The sequence below is a fragment of the Streptococcus oralis genome (assembly GCF_001075875.1).
Lineage (GTDB): Bacteria > Bacillota > Bacilli > Lactobacillales > Streptococcaceae > Streptococcus > Streptococcus oralis_I.
On sequence record NZ_JUOS01000032.1, the window covers coordinates 1 to 16100 of the forward strand.

Annotated in this window: 17 protein-coding genes; 4 read left to right on the top strand and 13 right to left on the bottom strand. The window is 40.2% G+C overall.

Annotated features, from left to right (window positions below):
• Positions 1–333: hypothetical protein (locus ADM33_RS02075; RefSeq protein WP_049503011.1), on the bottom strand; the 333-nt coding region annotated here is incomplete at its 3' end.
• A gap of 201 nt (positions 334–534) precedes the next feature.
• Here ADM33_RS02075 and coaA point away from each other — a divergent pair.
• The 3 genes from coaA to ADM33_RS02090 all read left to right on the top strand — a co-directional run bounded on the left by coaA (position 535) and on the right by ADM33_RS02090 (position 2333).
• Positions 535–1455 carry a type I pantothenate kinase gene (gene coaA, locus ADM33_RS02080; RefSeq protein WP_049502961.1) on the top strand — a complete coding sequence of 307 codons (921 nt, stop codon included), beginning with the start codon at positions 535–537 and terminating at the stop codon, positions 1453–1455.
• 52 nt (positions 1456–1507) lie between these two features.
• Positions 1508–1756 (top strand): 30S ribosomal protein S20, encoded by a 249-nt coding sequence (gene rpsT / locus ADM33_RS02085; RefSeq protein ID WP_029689628.1) that lies wholly within the window; start codon positions 1508–1510, stop codon positions 1754–1756.
• A gap of 64 nt (positions 1757–1820) precedes the next feature.
• Positions 1821–2333 (top strand): DNA topology modulation protein, encoded by a 513-nt coding sequence (locus tag ADM33_RS02090; RefSeq protein WP_049502962.1) that lies wholly within the window; start codon positions 1821–1823, stop codon positions 2331–2333.
• Positions 2334–2561: 228 nt separating this feature from the next.
• On the opposite strand, the gene ADM33_RS02095 is transcribed toward ADM33_RS02090, so the two are convergent.
• The 9 genes from ADM33_RS02095 to ADM33_RS02135 form a co-directional block, all read right to left on the bottom strand.
• The gene (locus tag ADM33_RS02095; protein ID WP_049502963.1) at positions 2562–3293 is read right to left on the bottom strand and encodes an NAD-dependent protein deacylase; all 732 of its coding nucleotides are present in this window, start codon (positions 3291–3293) and stop codon (positions 2562–2564) included.
• Between the two features lie 229 nt (positions 3294–3522).
• Positions 3523–4233 (bottom strand): purine-nucleoside phosphorylase, encoded by a 711-nt coding sequence (gene deoD / locus ADM33_RS02100; protein WP_049502964.1) that lies wholly within the window; start codon positions 4231–4233, stop codon positions 3523–3525.
• A 351-nt stretch (positions 4234–4584) separates the two neighbouring features.
• A complete protein-coding gene (locus ADM33_RS02105; protein WP_049502965.1) occupies positions 4585–5295 on the bottom strand; it encodes a glutamine amidotransferase-related protein in 711 nt (236 codons plus the stop codon).
• Entirely contained in the window at positions 5292–6527 is a 1236-nt protein-coding gene (locus ADM33_RS02110; RefSeq protein ID WP_193390753.1) for a chloride channel protein, read from the bottom strand. The genes ADM33_RS02105 and ADM33_RS02110 overlap by 4 nt, the downstream gene beginning before the upstream one ends.
• A 4-nt stretch (positions 6528–6531) precedes the next feature.
• Positions 6532–7341, bottom strand: coding sequence for a purine-nucleoside phosphorylase (locus tag ADM33_RS02115; RefSeq protein ID WP_049502967.1), 810 nt, complete (start codon positions 7339–7341; stop codon positions 6532–6534).
• The gene (locus ADM33_RS02120; protein WP_049502968.1) at positions 7341–7898 is read right to left on the bottom strand and encodes a DUF1697 domain-containing protein; all 558 of its coding nucleotides are present in this window, start codon (positions 7896–7898) and stop codon (positions 7341–7343) included. Before ADM33_RS02120 ends, ADM33_RS02115 begins: the two co-directional genes overlap by 1 nt.
• A 1-nt stretch (position 7899) precedes the next feature.
• The gene (locus ADM33_RS02125; protein WP_049502969.1) at positions 7900–9111 is read right to left on the bottom strand and encodes a phosphopentomutase; all 1212 of its coding nucleotides are present in this window, start codon (positions 9109–9111) and stop codon (positions 7900–7902) included.
• 12 nt (positions 9112–9123) lie between these two features.
• Positions 9124–9807: a ribose-5-phosphate isomerase RpiA gene (gene rpiA / locus ADM33_RS02130; protein WP_049502970.1), complete on the bottom strand. Its 684-nt coding sequence runs from the start codon at positions 9805–9807 to the stop codon at positions 9124–9126.
• Positions 9808–9912: 105 nt separating this feature from the next.
• On the bottom strand, positions 9913–10842 hold the full coding sequence (locus ADM33_RS02135) for a peptidase U32 family protein (RefSeq protein ID WP_049502971.1): 930 nt from the start codon (positions 10840–10842) through the stop codon (positions 9913–9915).
• Between the two features lie 138 nt (positions 10843–10980).
• Here ADM33_RS02135 and ADM33_RS02140 point away from each other — a divergent pair, with 138 nt between their 5' ends.
• Positions 10981–11256 (top strand): DUF3270 family protein, encoded by a 276-nt coding sequence (locus tag ADM33_RS02140; protein ID WP_001145234.1) that lies wholly within the window; start codon positions 10981–10983, stop codon positions 11254–11256.
• Positions 11257–11364: 108 nt separating this feature from the next.
• Here the strand turns inward: ADM33_RS02140 and ADM33_RS02145 are convergent, their stop codons facing one another.
• From ADM33_RS02145 to ADM33_RS02155, 3 genes are all read right to left on the bottom strand, one after another.
• Positions 11365–12699 carry a sensor histidine kinase gene (locus tag ADM33_RS02145; protein WP_049502972.1) on the bottom strand — a complete coding sequence of 445 codons (1335 nt, stop codon included), beginning with the start codon at positions 12697–12699 and terminating at the stop codon, positions 11365–11367.
• Positions 12692–13363 carry a response regulator transcription factor gene (locus tag ADM33_RS02150; protein WP_000590624.1) on the bottom strand — a complete coding sequence of 224 codons (672 nt, stop codon included), beginning with the start codon at positions 13361–13363 and terminating at the stop codon, positions 12692–12694. Before ADM33_RS02150 ends, ADM33_RS02145 begins: the two co-directional genes overlap by 8 nt.
• A gap of 115 nt (positions 13364–13478) precedes the next feature.
• Positions 13479–16025 carry a M1 family metallopeptidase gene (locus ADM33_RS02155; RefSeq protein ID WP_049502973.1) on the bottom strand — a complete coding sequence of 849 codons (2547 nt, stop codon included), beginning with the start codon at positions 16023–16025 and terminating at the stop codon, positions 13479–13481.
• Positions 16026–16100 lie beyond the last annotated feature (75 nt).

Genomic DNA, 16100 nt, shown 5'->3' on the forward strand with positions numbered 1-16100 from the left:
ATAAGTTTGTGTCAGGATTTCCAAACTTGTCCACAGGCGTATCAAATCTTCTATTGACATGCGAAATAAATAACCCTCTGTAGCAATCCACAAAATCAAAAATAGATAACTACCAGCAGCAAGGAATTTTGTCCAACCTTTCCTTAACAGCCATGCAAGGAGGAGTGAACAAATGAAAATAGTTGTTACAATGGCATAATCCATTAAAAATGTAAAACCGTAATAAATTTCCACAAAACGTCTACCATTATCCGCATTTACTCCTTTTATAAAAGGTAAAGCAAAACTTAAAATAAAACAGAGTTCTAATATGTAACTTTTTATGATTTTCATAGTACACCTCCTATAAGTTGTGAACTAAAAAGCCCCCTTTATTAGCTGATAAAATCAGGAGAAATCAGCTCCTATTTCATCAATAAATTGTTCATTCTCTATCTACTTATAGTATATACTACTGACTTATCACATCCAAGAAACCGCTTTATTTTTTTAGCTTTTTATGGTATGATAGACAAAATATCTAGGGGAAAACAAATGACCAACGAATTTTTACATTTTGAAAGGATAAACCGCGAAACTTGGCAATCCTTACATCGCAAAACAACTCCTCCCTTGACCGAGGAAGAGTTAGATTCTATTAAGAGTTTCAATGACCAGATTAGCCTTCAAGACGTTACAGATGTCTATCTGCCACTGGCACATCTGATTCAGATTTACAAACGTTCCAAAGAAGACCTTGCCTTTTCAAAAGGTATTTTCCTTCAAAGAGAGAGCAAAAAACAGCCCTTTATTATCGGAGTTTCTGGGAGTGTTGCTGTCGGTAAATCAACCACTAGTCGACTCTTGCAAATTTTGCTGTCTCGTATCGTTCCTGGAGCAAGTGTTGAACTAGTAACTACAGATGGTTTTTTATACCCAAATAGTGTCTTAATTGAGCAAGACATTCTCAACCGCAAGGGTTTTCCTGAGAGCTACGATATGGAAGCTTTGCTCAATTTTCTAGACCAACTCAAAAATGGTCAGGATGTTGATATACCTGTTTATTCCCATGAAATCTATGATATCGTCCCTGGTCGAAAACAACGAGTAGAAGCTGCTGATTTTGTCATTGTTGAGGGAATCAACGTATTCCAAAATCCTCATAATGCCCGTCTCTATATTACTGATTTCTTTGATTTTTCAATCTATGTCGACGCCGCTGTCGAAGACATTGAAAGTTGGTATTTGGATCGTTTCTTAAAACTTCTTAGCTTTGCTCAAGATGATCCAGGCAACTATTACTACCGTTTCACTCAACTTCCTCTTAGTGAAGTGAAGGATTTTGCCCACCAAGTTTGGACCAGTATCAACCTAACCAATCTCCAAAATTACATTGAACCGACACGAAATCGTGCAGAGGTCATTCTCCATAAATCTAAAAATCACGAAATTGATGAAATTTACTTAAAAAAATAATTTTCCCTTGTCAAAACGTAAGTTTTCAGATATAATGGTATAGTTAGTAAAAATGGAGGTAAGAACATTGGCAAACATTAAATCAGCTATCAAACGCGCTGAATTGAACGTTAAACAAAACGAAAAGAACTCAGCTCAAAAATCAGCTATGCGTACTGCTATCAAAGCTTTTGAAGCAAACCCATCTGAAGAACTTTACCGTGCTGCCAGCTCAGCTATCGATAAAGCAGAAACTAAAGGTTTGATCCACAAAAACAAAGCTAGCCGTGATAAAGCACGTCTTGCAGCTAAACTTGGTTAATCATTAACTGCATACAAAATGAGCTCCTCGGAGCTTTTTTTGTGCACATTTTCTGGAGGTTATTATGAAAATAGCTATCATTGGATATTCTGGATCAGGCAAATCTACTCTGGCAGAAAAACTGGCTAAGCACTACTCCATCCCCAAACTTCATATGGATACTCTCCAATTTCAACCTGGTTGGCAGGACAGTGACCGTGACTGGATGCTTAAGGAAATGGAGACTTTCCTTACCAAACACAAAGATTGGGTCATTGATGGCAACTACTCTTGGTGTTGCTATGAGGAAAGAATGGAGCAAGCTGACCAGATCATCTTTTTAAATTTCTCGGCTTGGACTTGTTTGCTAAGAGCCTTTAAGCGTTATTTAAAATATAGAGGAAAAGTCAGAGAAAGTATGGCTGCGGGATGTCCCGAGCAATTCAACTGGGAATTTATCCGTTGGATTCTCTGGGATGGACGAACTAAAAATGCTAAGGCAAGATACCAACACTTAAACAATACTTACCCAGAAAAGATGCGCATTCTCCATTCTCAAGCAGAGATTGATTGTTTTTTGCGATCTTTAAAAAAGTAAACAATATAGTAGCATTTCATTAAAATCAGCATGTACTGATTGACTAAAAAAGGAAGATTTTCATCCAGAAAATCTTCCTTTTTTCCTTCTATTCAACAATTAAAAATAACTCGAGCAATTTATAAATCAAATATAAGATTCCCGAGAAATGAAGAGAATCGTGTTCATAGTTTCTGAGTTCGTGATACAAAAAACTGAAGGAAGTATAGTCCTACTTCTTTCAGTTTTTTATTGTTTCAATTTAGAAAACACTTCTCCAATCTTACCTTCGATAACTAAATCAGCTTGGCTGTCTTGAGGAGTGCTGGACTTGTTGATAACGACAAGATTTGAACCTGAAAAATAATTGATTAGGCTAGCTGCAGGATAAACGACTAAGGAAGTTCCACCAATGATCAATAAATCTGCTTGCTGAATGGCTCGAGCTGCTCGACTAAATACGTCCATATCTAGTGATTCCTCATAAAGGGTTACATCAGGTTTGACCACTTTACCACAATATAAACAATGAGGAACTGGACCTTCAAGTGCCAAAAAATCATCCAAATCATAAAAGTGATGACAGCCCAAACAGTAATTACGATCTGCACTACCATGCAGTTTCAAAACTTTCTGAGACCCCGCCATTTCATGCAAGCTATCGATATTTTGCGTCACAATCGCCTTTAATTTACCAGTCTTTTCCAAAAATGCTAGATAAATATGTGCTAAATTTGGCTTGGCATCTGGATAGACCAGATACTTTTTGTAGAAGTCAAAAAAATCCTCTGGATAGCGTTCAAACATGGTGCGTGAAACCAGTTGCTCGGCAGTAAAATGGCGCCCCAACTTAAGACTATAAACACCATCAGAACTTCGAAAATCAGGAATATTAGACTCTGTTGAAACCCCTGCACCACCGAAAAAGACAATTCTTTGACTTTTATCTATCAGTTCCTGTAATTGTTCAATCTTATCCATTTTGTACTCCTAGGAATTTTCAAGTTAAAAAGTTGAAAGCCTTGACTTCTTGTCAACTTGACTTCCAACTTCATTTGATTATGATTTAGATATTAAACTGACTAGTCTCGGTCCTTTGACACAATTAGGCTTTCTTCAATTTCCTTATTCTTACCTATTTCAGGATTGATTCATTGTTGATAGTTATCATTTTGAGAACAAGAGAAATCATTCTGAATATAGCCTACCTTTAGTCTGCAATCAATGTTTCTAGACCAACCTTCATCATATCAGTGAAGGTGTTTTGACGTTCTTCTGCAGTTGTATCTTCATCTGGATTAACCAAACTATCTGAAATAGTCATGATAGCAAGGGCATCAACATGATGTTGAGCTGCAAGATAATACAGCGCTGCCGCTTCCATTTCCACCGCTTTTACTCCCCACTTACCAAGCTCAATGTTCTTATCACCATAATTAGAATAGAAAACATCTGATGACAAGACATTTCCTACGTGTGTAGTCATGCCGAGGTCTTTGGCAATATGGTAGGCTTTATCTAGCAAATCAAAGCTAGCAATTTGAGGAAAATCGTATTGAGGCCAGTCATTACGAATGATATTTGAATTGGTAGCAGCTGCTTGTGCCAAGACCAACTCACGAACGTGAACATCCTCATTCAAAGAACCGGCTGTACCGACACGGATCAATTTCTTCACTCCGTAGTCGACAATCAATTCACGAGCATAGATAGAGATTGAGGGCATACCCATCCCTGTTCCCATAACAGATACACGGTGACCTTTGTAAGTACCTGTGTAACCAAACATGTTACGCACTTCGTTAAAGCAAACAGCATCTTCAAGGAAATTCTCAGCAATAAATTTCGCACGAAGAGGATCTCCAGGAAGGAGAATTTTATCAGCAATTTCACCTTGCTTAGCAGCAATATGGATAGACATAGTTTATGATACAAAGAGCGACCAGAAAGCGACTGAAAATTAGGAATCTGACGAGAAATCCTGATTTCTCAGTCAGATTATCTATTTTCCGAGCTTTCCACTCGTGTTCAAATCTGAACACATGCTCATCCTTTCTTTTTTATTAATAGGACAGGCGACAGAGAACAAAGTAAAAATAGAAAACTGACGACGCATCGCAGATGCTAGAAACTTTATCTTTTTTACACAGTTCTCCGCCCGTATTCAGTTCAGCTAATACGGTTAACCCATCCTTTCTGTGTGTATTCTTTGTTTAAAAAAGCTTTCCGCTCGTGTTCAAATTAGAACACATGCTCTAGCTTTCCATTTTGTTTAGTTTGTTAATGAATCCAAAAATGCGTAAAGCTTTGCATTCATTTCTTGATAATCATATGCGCGAATAGTCTCAGGATTTTGAACATAGGTCAATTTTTTGCTTTGTTCTTCCAAAACTTCTTCACCATCCGCAGCAATCAGAAGGTCAATCGCTTCTGAATCAAATTCCAAATGAGCTTGGAAAGCATAATGTTTAGGACTAAAGCGAATAATCTGACGTGGACAACCTTGACTGGTCGCAAGGACAACAGCATCTTCCGTCAATCCCGGCATATCACCGTGCCAGTGGCCTGAATCAAAGTTTGCACCAAACAAGCCAACATGCGGATCTGCTAGGCCTTCAGGCGTTAAGTTCGCAGGATACACCCCAATCTCACGCTCTGGACTATGCTCATACTCCGCCCCATAAGCAACTGACATGAGCTGCGCACCCAGACAGACACCAACGATGTAGCAATCCGCCTTCATAGCTTTTTGAATTAGTTCAATCTCATCTTGTGGATCATAGTAAGGGAAGGTTGTGCGATCCTCATCTGGCGATTGTGGTCCTCCCATGACAATCAAAAAATCGATCTCATCCACTGTCTCAGGTAGAGCTTCTCGCTCGTAGACCTTTGTCATTGTCACCTGATGACCACGCTCCTGCGCCCACTTTAGATAAGCACCCGGTACTTCAAAAGTTTCGTGCAAGACAAAATGCACTCTCATTGTTTATTCTCCCATCTATTTTGAATCACATAAGACACACCAGCAGCTAGTGTCAGTGGTAGAATCAAAGTCCAGCTCTGTCCTGTAAAACCAAGACTTAGGGCAATGGCAGTCAAGGGAGCTTGTAAGGTCGACCCTAAAAAGACCGTCGCTCCAAGTAACATTCCTAGAGCTGGATCTAGATGAATACCAACTGCCTCAAAGATCAAAGTTACTAGATATCCTGCTCCAATTCCTAAAGTAAATGACGGTGTCAGAGTTCCCCCGTAGGTACCATTTCGTAAAAGGAGATAAACCAGAAGCCCCTTCACTACGAGAGTCAATGGAAGATAGGGAATCGGCTGACTAGACAACAAGGCTTGGGCTAATACCTGGCCATTTCCCATAAAGATAGGGAAAAAGACTGCAAGGCTCGCTAGCACTAGAAAAGCTAGAGGAAGAGCCAAAAGAATCGTCTCGTCCTTGCGACGTTTGCGACTAGCCCGACTGGCTAGAAAACGAAAGGCAAGTGCCAACGGAGTAACTAATAGAGCTACTATGACAGCCTGGAAGAAACTACTCGCTGACCAATGAACCAGTGACATGTGATAAATAGCACCATGGCCAACAATAGGCTGGGATACCCAGGCCGCTAGGTAAGTACTGGACAAGACCAGTACAAAATTTTTCCAGCGATAAGATACCCCCAAAGTCTCAAAGACAAACAAGCTACTGGCAAAAGGAACCTGATAAACCGCAGCTAAGCCGGCTCCTGCTCCACAGGCAATCAAAACTCTTCGCTCTTTAATAGTCAAAGACAAGATTTTTCCCAAACGACCAGCTATAAGAGCACCAACCTCGCGTGGAGCTGCTTCTTTCCCGACCGAAGCACCTGCTCCGACAATCGCAACCTGCATACTTGCATGAAGGATATGGGCTAGGAGCGCTGGTTCTTTATCTCCAACCAGGTCAATTTGACTTCGAATGGAAAGGATTTTATAACGCCGTTGTAGGACATACCAGACCCCTGCTGCCAAAATCCCTGCCACAGATAGAACGAGAAATCTACGGAGTCCTCCAGCTTGTTTGAATTGCTGGAGCAAATCTGATCCATCTTGACCAAAGGCAAGCCATTGCACACCTTCTAGTAAATAGTGACAAGCAATTCCAACTAGACCTGTTCCTATTCCCAAAGTTATAGTCGCTAACAGCAGGCGCCATCCGTAGGGTAGGCTTTGGAGTCGTGCTCTCATAGTCTTACAATTCAGCAAGAATCGCTTTCATCAATCCTTTGAAGTCGCCTTTGACGCGTTCTGTCACTTCCACTACTTCTTCGTGGTTGAGCTCTTCTTGGAAACCAGCAGCATGGTTAGTGATACATGAAATACCTAGAACTTTCAAGCCTGAGTGGGCTGCCACAATAACTTCAGGAACAGTGGACATACCAACTGCATCTGCACCAAGAGTCTTATATGCACGGATTTCAGCTGGAGTTTCATAAGTTGGACCTGTCACACCGATATAAACCCCATCATCCAGTTTAATGCCCAATTTGTCTGCTACTTGATGAGCAGTCTCACGGTATTCTGGAGTGTAAGCTTTCGACATATCAGGGAAACGTGGACCAAAGTCATCCAAGTTTTCACCAATCAATGGGTTTTGGCCTGTCATATTGATGTGGTCAGTGATAGCCATCAAAGTACCAGGACCAAAGCCAATACCTCCAGCAGCGTTGGTTACAATTACACCTTCGCAGCCCAAGACTTTCATAACACGGACAGGGAAAGTCACAACTTCAAGAGGATTTCCTTCGTAGAAGTGGAAACGACCTTGAAGAGCCAAGACTTTACGTCCAGCAAGATCACCATAAACCAATTTACCAGCATGACCGACTACTGTGGATTGACCCCAGTTTGGAATTTCAGCGTAGTCTACAACAACTGGATTGTCGATTTCTTCAGCTAACTCTCCAAGTCCTGAACCAAGAATCAAGCCGAACTCCGGCGCTTCAACTCCCTTTTCTTTCAAGAAAGCAGCTGTTTCATTGATTTTTGCTAATAATGTCATTAGGTATCTCCTTCTTTATGTTTTAAAAATTGACCAATTTTGTCAAAGGTATTAGCGTTACGAATGGTAATATTGCGATAGAAAGGCATCTTTAGCAAGTGCTTGTGATAAGCTGTTTTAGAGTAGCTAGCTTCTGACAATTTACCCCAGAAGATCCCTAATTTCCCAAAATGAAGCACTTCATCGACCAGTTCCAAACTGTTCACTTTCTCGATGACTTGATCCACATCCAAGCTCTCAGTGTAGAAGAGGATGTCCTTTCTTGCTAGGTCTTGTGACCACCAGTTTGGTAGATGACTACATTCCTCTTCGTAGTCTTCTTGACTTAACAAGGAAAAATATCGGATAAATGGATAATGTTCTTTAAAGAAATCCTGTAGACTCTCAACCAACTGAGTTCTAGGCATGCTAGTATCAAAGAAAATGTTCCCACTATTGATGTAGGTTTCAACATTTTTTAATCCCAATCCTGTCAATTCTTGACGAAGCTGGGCCATGACTACCTTATTCTTTCCACCGACATTGATACCTCTAACCAGTAATGCAAAGCGAATCATCTTAAACTAATTTATCTAAGAAACTTTCACCAATCATGGCAGTTTCAACGCCAAAGTTATCCGCAATTGTTGCTGAGATGTCAGCGAAGTGTCCAACTGGAATTAATCCATTGCCTTTAAAGGATGGACTGTATGCTAAAAGTGGAATATATTCACGAGTATGGTCAGTACCAGCATAGGTTGGATCATTTCCGTGGTCAGCAGTAATCAAAAGAAGATCGTCTTCTCTCATTGCTGCCATGATTTCTGGCAAGCGCTCATCAAACTCATGCAAACAATCACGATAGCCGTGTGGATCACGACGGTGTCCATATAAAGCATCAAAGTCTACCAAGTTTGTAAATGAGAATCCTTTTTCAAATTCAGCCAGTCCCATCGTTGTCAAAAGTGTGTCAATTCCGTGGCTATTTGACTTATTGTGGCCCATATCGTGGTTAATCCCTGCACCGTTGAAAATATCGTTAATCTTACCAACTGCATATGTATCAATACCAGCTTCATTCAATTTGTCCAAAACAGTTGAGGCAAATGGAGATACAGCCAAATCACGACGATTTGCAGTACGTGTGAAGTTTCCAGGCTCCCCAACATAAGGACGAGCAATAATACGTCCTAGAAGAGCTGGGCGCTCAAGGGTAATTGAACGAGCGTATTCACAGATACGGTAGAGTTCATCCAAAGGAATGATATCTTCGTGAGCTGCGATTTGAAGAACTGGGTCAGCTGATGTATAGATAATCAACTCGCCAGTTTCCATTTGGCGTGGTCCAAAGTCATCGATGACAGCTGTTCCTGAGTATGGTTTGTTGGCTTCACGAATAACCTTACGTCCTGAAAATTCTTCGATTTTAGTAAGGATTTCCTCTGGGAATCCATTCCAAAAAGTATCGAAAGGTTCAGTGATATTAAGTCCCATGATTTCCCAGTGACCAGTCATGGTATCTTTACCTAGAGATACCTCTTCAAGCTTAGTCGCATAACCTGTTGGATTGCTCTCAGCTGGAACTGTCTTCAATGGTGTTTCGCGAGGAATATTCCCAAGACCAATCTTAGCCATATTCGGTACATTCAAACCAACTGATTTAGAGATGTGTCCTAATGTATCAGATGCTCCATCTGGAACCCCTGCATTGACAAAGTTATTAGCATCTGGTGCTGCACCGATTCCTACAGAATCGAGTACCACCAAGTGAATACGTTTAAATTTTGACATCGTTTGCCTCCTTTATTTCCCTTTTGTTGAAGTTAAAACCTGAACGCCAGTTTGTCCTGCAACGATCACTTTATCAACCATTTGATTAAATAAACCGTGCTCAACAATACCAACCTGGAGATCCAATTGACGACCAAAAGCAATCGGATCTTCAATAACACCTAAATCAAGATCAATGATGAAATTTTTCATATCCGTCACAAAGCGTTGGCCATCTTTTTCACGAAAACTTGGCTTACAACCAGCTTTTTCAAAACGTCGGAAAACCTGTTCTGCTCCGTATTGGACAACTTCGACAGGTAGTTTGAAAGCGCCCAGTTTCTCAACCATCTTACTCTCGTCTACCACCCAGATATACTGTTTAGTTGGTGTCGCAACTACTTTTTCCATTAGAAGTGCACCGCCACCTCCTTTGATACCATTAAACTGACGATCCACCTCATCAGCTCCATCAACAGTCACATCAACCTCATCCACCTCATCGATAGACTTAAGCGGTATATTCAATCCTTGTGCCTGTTTTGTTGTTACACTCGAAGTCGTTACGGCTGTAATTTGAAGTCCTTCCTCCTTGATTCTACGACCGATCTCCTCTACGAAATAATAGGCAGTCGAGCCTGTTCCAAGTCCTACAACCATTCCATCGGTTACGAACTCAGCAGCCTTGATGCCTGCTATTTTTTTCAGATTTTCCACTTAAACACCTCCAAACAAAAAGCTACTTTTATTATAACATGAATACGCTTTAAATTCATCCTTGCACTAGAAAAACCCGAACATTTTATTTCGGGTTTCTGATTCTTATTTAACCATATCAGGATCGTAGTCATAAAATCCTGTGTCAAGGAAACGATTTTTGGGATGGAGTTTACGAACTTCCTCATCCAGCAAGAAGGCTTGGTCATGGCTAAAGTTACCCTCTTCAATCAAACTGCGAGCTTGGATGAAAAGTTTAGCAATCTCAACAAAGTCTTGCCCAGGGGTATAGAGTCCTTCTAGCTTCCAATGAGTGAAACCATGTTCTACCAACTCTGTCAATTTTGTCATCAAATCAAGGTCATTGTTGGCAAAAATGTGGGTTCCATGATTGTCTTCAAAAATTGAGTAGTGACTATCTGGATCACTAGGCTCTGCTAAGAAGAGGTCGCGTTGACGTGTTTTTTCATCATCAATCTGAGTAAAATTATAGTAATTCTGCAGGAGTGGACGCTTAGAGTGGTGGATGACACTAGCACCGTAAACCAAAACTTCAGCAGGAATTTCCAAAATTTCAGGCATTTTAAAGAGTTCAGCTGATGGAATTTCACGAGCCAATACTGCCTCAGAAGCGCCAGCCTTTTGTCCCCAAAAATTAATCTGACGGCTGCTAGTTACCATAGTTGAGGCATCATAGATGGTTTTAAAAGAATAACCATCACGATTGACAACATAAAAAACACCCGCATCTCCAACAGTAATGTAGTCTGTTTTAATTTCTTCCAAGAAATCAAGGAAGGGTTTGATACGATCCATCATATCCTGATGCATAAGAGCATTGACCGCTACGATCAATTCCTTACCTGCATCATGAACCAGACCAGCGATGGTTCTCAGTTCATCATAAGAAAAAGTCTTTGGTAGGCGAAGTCCAAAATCTTTCTCACCGACATAGATGCGGTCAACTCCCGCCTCTAGTAATTCTTTTACTTGTTCAATGCTTTCAGCAGTTGCTGTAATAATAATCTTTTCCATAAGAAAAATTATACCACATTTCTGAAAAATCAGCTATTCCCTAAAATGATAAATTTACTTATTATTTTTGTAACCTTACTGTAATAATTTTTTTCTTGAAAAATGGTAAAATGAAAGAGTACTGTTAAGGAGAGAATCATGCCCGTAAGAAAATATCAACCGTATGAGTTTGAAGAAGAGGAAACTCAAACAACGCTTTACCAAGATTATGTTCCAGAAACCACTTCCGTTGCTAGTTTGAAGGAAGTTCTTTTCTTTGTAAACATTGCTTGTTTTTGCGTCTTTTTGGCCTTGTTTAGCTTTATCTTTTTAGCCCTCAAGTTCAATACAGTCTTAGCTTTTAGTCTAGCAATTGCCTTGAGTTTAGCAGCATCAAACGTTCAACGTTCGATGATTAAGAAGAAATTATATTAGATTCAAAAGGTCGGGATTTTTGTCCCGACCTTTTTTTCTACGATAGCTAAAGAGCTGCGACTAGAAAAGCGACACTTGGTCTACCGCTTTCTAAGTCACAGCCTTTTCTTATTTATTTTTACGCTTGGATGGTGTTTGGATAGCGATTTTTACTTCAAAAATCGTACCATGAGGTTTGTTATCTTTGACACTGATGGTTCCTTTAAGAGCATCGACAATCTGTTTGGCTAAGGATAAGCCTAACCCAAAACCACCTTTTTGCCGAGTACGAGCCTTATCAACCCTGTAAAAGCGATCAAAAATTTTCTTTTTATCTACTGCAGAAATACCAATTCCATCATCAGCTACTGACAAATAGAGATTACGCTCCGTCGTAGCAATGACAAAATGGATATCTCCTTCTTCTTCTGTGTACTTGACAGCATTGTCAAACAAGATAGTCATCAGTTGTTTAAGAAGAAGCTTATCTGTTATGATGGTCCGATGGATGCGATTTTCAAAATGAAAAGCACGGTTATTTTCAGACGCAATCATTTCATAGTTGGTAAAAGTTGTATTAAAGAAGTCTGGCTCTACCTCTCCTAATTCCGGTTTAATGCCGTCATCACGACGAGCTAAATTAAGGAGATTAGTCGTTAAAAAGCGCATATTACGAACTTCTTCTAGACTGGAAGCAATACTCTCACTTGACTCCATAATAGTTGCCTCAGGTTTTCTGAAAAGAGTTTCTAGACGATTTTGCAGAACAGCTAATGGAGTTCGTAGCTCATGACTGGCATTTTCCACAAAACTCTGTTGCTTTTGCATGCTTTCAAGTAGAGGTTTAACACTGACACGCGCAAGATAAAGGCTGGCAATAATGGATAAAATCCAGAAGCTAGCCATGACTACCACGATTAATTGCTCATGATTTTGACTAATTTGCTCTATCTGACTGGTATTTATCAAAACCGCTGCATACTTAATATTGGTCGAGACAGAATCGATATTTATTTCAGATAGAATCACTCGGTAAATCTCATCCTGACCATAACTATTCTGAACATGAAGTTGTCGAATATGATTCAAATCCTTTTTATTAAAAGTAATCTTATCAAGACCTAAAAAGCGGTTGCCAGTCACTAATTGATTCAAATTTGAATCTAGCAATATCACTTCCGTATTGGAACTAACCGTTGGTTTTTTATCAGAAGCTGGAGCAACATTGGCACTACCTAAATCCTTAACGTCCTCAGTTGCACGATTGACCGCCAATTGAATAACGTCCTGAGGATTTTTGCTCAGTGATAAGAGTTTTTCATCCACCGATGTGTAGAGACTGGAGTGCATAACCTGTAAGATAATCAAGGTCATAGCAGAGAAAATCAGCGTGAATACTCCAAAGTTACGGATAAAATAACTAAAATCCTCCGCATACCAATTCTTTTTAATTTTTTTAAACATGTTTTAAAATATACCCAACACTACGCAAGGTCTGGAGGTTTTCAGCAAAGACTGAGCCCTTTAATTTCTTACGAACTTTTGATACATAGACTTCTACCACGGAGATGGTTGTGTCACTGTCAAATCCCCACAAACGGTCAAAAATCTGTGTTTTTGGTAAGATCACATTTTGGTTTTGGAGGAAATAAACCAAGAGATCAAATTCTTTACCTAATAATTCCACAACAGTATCATTAACTCTAACCTCATTGGTAGATAGATTAACTGTCAAATCACCATAAGAGAGGGTATTTTCATTGAACTTACCAGAACGTTTGAGCAGCGCTTGGATACGCATCTTGAGCTCTTCTAGATAAAATGGTTTTGTTAGATAATCATCTGCCCCAAGCTCAAATCCATGTCCCTTATCATCAAGACTTTCCTTGGCTGTCATGATCAGAACAGGAGTCGAAATCCCTTTTTCGCGCAATTCTTTTAAAACTTGGAACCCATTTTTCTCAGGTAACATCAAGTCCAATAAAATCAAGTCATAAACACCACTTTCGGCCTCATAAAGACCTTCTTCGCCATCAAAAACCTGCATGACATCCGCAAAATCATCCAAAAAATCAAAGACTGAATTTGACAGGCCTAGGTCATCTTCCACTAATAGAATCTTGATCATCAAAAATTCCTCCTTACTATACCTATTATAGCAAAAATATCTTAAAAAAAACTCAACTTCCCTTGTTTTTCCAAGAGAAAGTTGAGTTTTTATAGCTTTTTATAACCTTTGAATTTTAAGCATTTCCATATTGAGCAACAACTGCTTCAACTGCTGCTTTTTCACACTTAATCAATTCAACGCGAGCTGCGATTTCCTTGATTCCCATACCGATGTTACGGCTAAGAGCTAGGTCAGAAAGTTGTGGCTCAAAGAATTCCTTGTATTCCGCCAAGCGTTGCTCTGTCTTGAATACATGGGCAGGAAGGATAACAAAGCTATCAAAGCTCATATCTCCTCCAAGGGCCGCCTTAATCCAAGCCCAGTTTTCACGCGCCCAAGACCACGCTGTTTCCTGGGTTGCTTGATGACCTAAGAACTGGAAGTACCAAGCTGATAAGTCTTGTGGTTTTACCACAAATTTGTCCTTCCAAGAAGCAATCAAGGTTTGGATATTATCCGCATCTGTACTGTAGGCAAGAGCAGCTGCCAATTGGCGTTTAAAGGCGGCATCTGTCGCATGAGTATAAAGATCGAGATAAGTTGCGACCAATTCCTTAGTCTCATGGTGTTTCATTTCATTGATGAGAACTTGTGAACGAATAGCTGCTGGAAGTCCTGAAAGATTATCCTTGTGGGCTGCGAAAATTTGGCTAGCAACTTGACTAGCTTCTTCATCATTTGAACGAATCATCATAGAAATTGTCAATTGACGAACCAATTCATCTTCATCAGATTCACCCTCTTTAGCTTCAAATCCAAGACGGTCATAGTTGTAACGAGCCAGTTTAGCAATAAGGGCTTTAAAGGATTTTTCTGTCTCAGTTCCTTCATCGATAAAGCGATCAAGCGCTCCGATAACTTGTGAAACTGCTGAAACAACGAGATAAGATTCTTCTTGTGCTAATTGATCCACTACCGGAAGCAAGTCTGCATATGAAATGTGTCCTGCTTCAGCAAGCAAACGACGTTCTTGGACGATTTGAAGTTTACTTGTGTTATCAAGTTCTACTAGGTCTGCAAGCACAGCATCAAGTAATTGACCTTGATAGTCTGTAATATAGTGGGCTGTATTTTCAGTGTTGAGACGAAGTGCTCCTTCATTTTCAGCAAGAAGTGCTGCATAGCCAGGGATTTCGATACTTTCAGTTTCAAGTGTATCAGGCAAACCTTTCCAGTTGCTATTGAGTGGCACTACCCAAAGTCGGTTCTTATCTTCGTGTTCACCGATAAAGAATTGTTTTTGCGAAATCTTCAATACATCATTTTCAACTGTGGCAGTAAGGACTGGATAACCAGGTTGCTCCAACCAAGAATCCATGAAGGCTGCTACATCACGACCAGATGCTTGTCCGAGAGCATTCCAAAGGTCACGACCAATGGTATTTCCGTATTGGTGTTTTTCAAAGTAAGCATGCAAACCTTTGGCAAAATCAGCATCCCCTAACCAACGACGAAGCATGTGCATGAGGCGACTTCCTTTGGCATAGACGATAGCACCATCAAAGAGCGTATTGATTTCATCTGGATGGCTAACTTCAACGTGGACAGACTGAACACCATCTGTCGCATCACGTTTAAGAGCGGCTGGTACTCCACCTGTTTGGAAGTCCTCAAAGATATTCCAGCTTGGTTCGATGGCATCCACACAGACGTATTCCATCATGTTAGCGAAACTTTCATTGAGCCAAAGGTCATCCCACCACTTCATAGTTACAAGGTTACCGAACCATTGGTGAGCAAGCTCATGGGCAATAACGAGGGCTACCTGTTGACGGCTAGCAAAGGTTGAGTTCTCATCCACAACCAAGTAGACTTCACGGTAGGTTACGAGACCCCAGTTTTCCATAGCACCTGCTGAGAAGTCAGGAAGGGCGATGTGGAGAGATTGCGGAATTGGGTACTTAACTCCATAGTAGTCTTCGTAAAATTCGATAGAACGGACAGCGATGTCTAGTGAGAAATCAAGGTTTGAAAGTGGATGGGCCTTGGTTGAGTAAACACCTACCAAGGTACCATTTTTAGTTTTAGCAGTTACCCCTTGCAAATCACCAGCTACAAAAGCTAGCAAGTAAGAAGACATCCGAGGTGTAGTTTCAAACTTCCAGATGCCAGTTTCTTTGCGGCTTTCAACATCGATTTCTGGCATGTTTGACAAGGCAAGTTCGCCTTCTGCTTGGTCAAAACGAAGAGCTAGGTCAAAGGTTGCTTTGGCTTCTGGCTCATCCACACACGGGAAGGCTTCACGGGCAAAGTGACTCTCAAACTGAGTAGACAAAACTTCTTTCTTAACACCATCAACTGTATAGTATGATGGGTAGATTCCTGTCATGTTGTCAGTAATTTTACCTGAAAATGCTAGAACCAATTCAACTGAACCAGCTTCTTCAAGTTCGATATGAAGAGCTTCGTTTTCATTATCAACTGTAAAGGGACGATCTTGACCTGCTACTTCAACAGAAGCAATTTCCAAGTCATTTTGGTGGAGGGAAATACGGTCACTTTTAGCTTGACCAGTAATGGTTACTTTTCCTGAAAACGTCTTAGTCTCACGACTCAAGTCTAAAAACAAATCATAATGTTCAGGAACAAATGTTTCGATATAATGTTCTACTGCTTGCATCATTTTCTCCTATTCTATATTTCTGAGCAAATGTTCTAGTTCAAACATACCTATTTTATCATATTTTAAGTCAGA

What these genes read in the sequence shown, in the direction of transcription:
- coaA (WP_049502961.1), top strand. Translation starts at nt 535, where the DNA reads ATGACCAACGAATTTTTACATTTTGAAAGGATAAACCGCGAAACTTGG.
- rpsT (WP_029689628.1), top strand. Translation starts at nt 1,508, where the DNA reads ATGGAGGTAAGAACATTGGCAAACATTAAATCAGCTATCAAACGCGCT.
- ADM33_RS02090 (WP_049502962.1), top strand. Translation starts at nt 1,821, where the DNA reads ATGAAAATAGCTATCATTGGATATTCTGGATCAGGCAAATCTACTCTG.
- ADM33_RS02095 (WP_049502963.1), bottom strand. Translation starts at nt 3,293, where the DNA reads ATGGATAAGATTGAACAATTACAGGAACTGATAGATAAAAGTCAAAGA.
- deoD (WP_049502964.1), bottom strand. Translation starts at nt 4,233, where the DNA reads ATGTCTATCCATATTGCTGCTAAGCAAGGTGAAATTGCTGATAAAATT.
- ADM33_RS02105 (WP_049502965.1), bottom strand. Translation starts at nt 5,295, where the DNA reads ATGAGAGTGCATTTTGTCTTGCACGAAACTTTTGAAGTACCGGGTGCT.
- ADM33_RS02110 (WP_193390753.1), bottom strand. Translation starts at nt 6,527, where the DNA reads ATGAGAGCACGACTCCAAAGCCTACCCTACGGATGGCGCCTGCTGTTA.
- ADM33_RS02115 (WP_049502967.1), bottom strand. Translation starts at nt 7,341, where the DNA reads ATGACATTATTAGCAAAAATCAATGAAACAGCTGCTTTCTTGAAAGAA.
- ADM33_RS02120 (WP_049502968.1), bottom strand. Translation starts at nt 7,898, where the DNA reads ATGATTCGCTTTGCATTACTGGTTAGAGGTATCAATGTCGGTGGAAAG.
- ADM33_RS02125 (WP_049502969.1), bottom strand. Translation starts at nt 9,111, where the DNA reads ATGTCAAAATTTAAACGTATTCACTTGGTGGTACTCGATTCTGTAGGA.
- ADM33_RS02135 (WP_049502971.1), bottom strand. Translation starts at nt 10,842, where the DNA reads ATGGAAAAGATTATTATTACAGCAACTGCTGAAAGCATTGAACAAGTA.
- ADM33_RS02140 (WP_001145234.1), top strand. Translation starts at nt 10,981, where the DNA reads ATGCCCGTAAGAAAATATCAACCGTATGAGTTTGAAGAAGAGGAAACT.
- ADM33_RS02145 (WP_049502972.1), bottom strand. Translation starts at nt 12,699, where the DNA reads ATGTTTAAAAAAATTAAAAAGAATTGGTATGCGGAGGATTTTAGTTAT.
- ADM33_RS02150 (WP_000590624.1), bottom strand. Translation starts at nt 13,363, where the DNA reads ATGATCAAGATTCTATTAGTGGAAGATGACCTAGGCCTGTCAAATTCA.
- ADM33_RS02155 (WP_049502973.1), bottom strand. Translation starts at nt 16,025, where the DNA reads ATGCAAGCAGTAGAACATTATATCGAAACATTTGTTCCTGAACATTAT.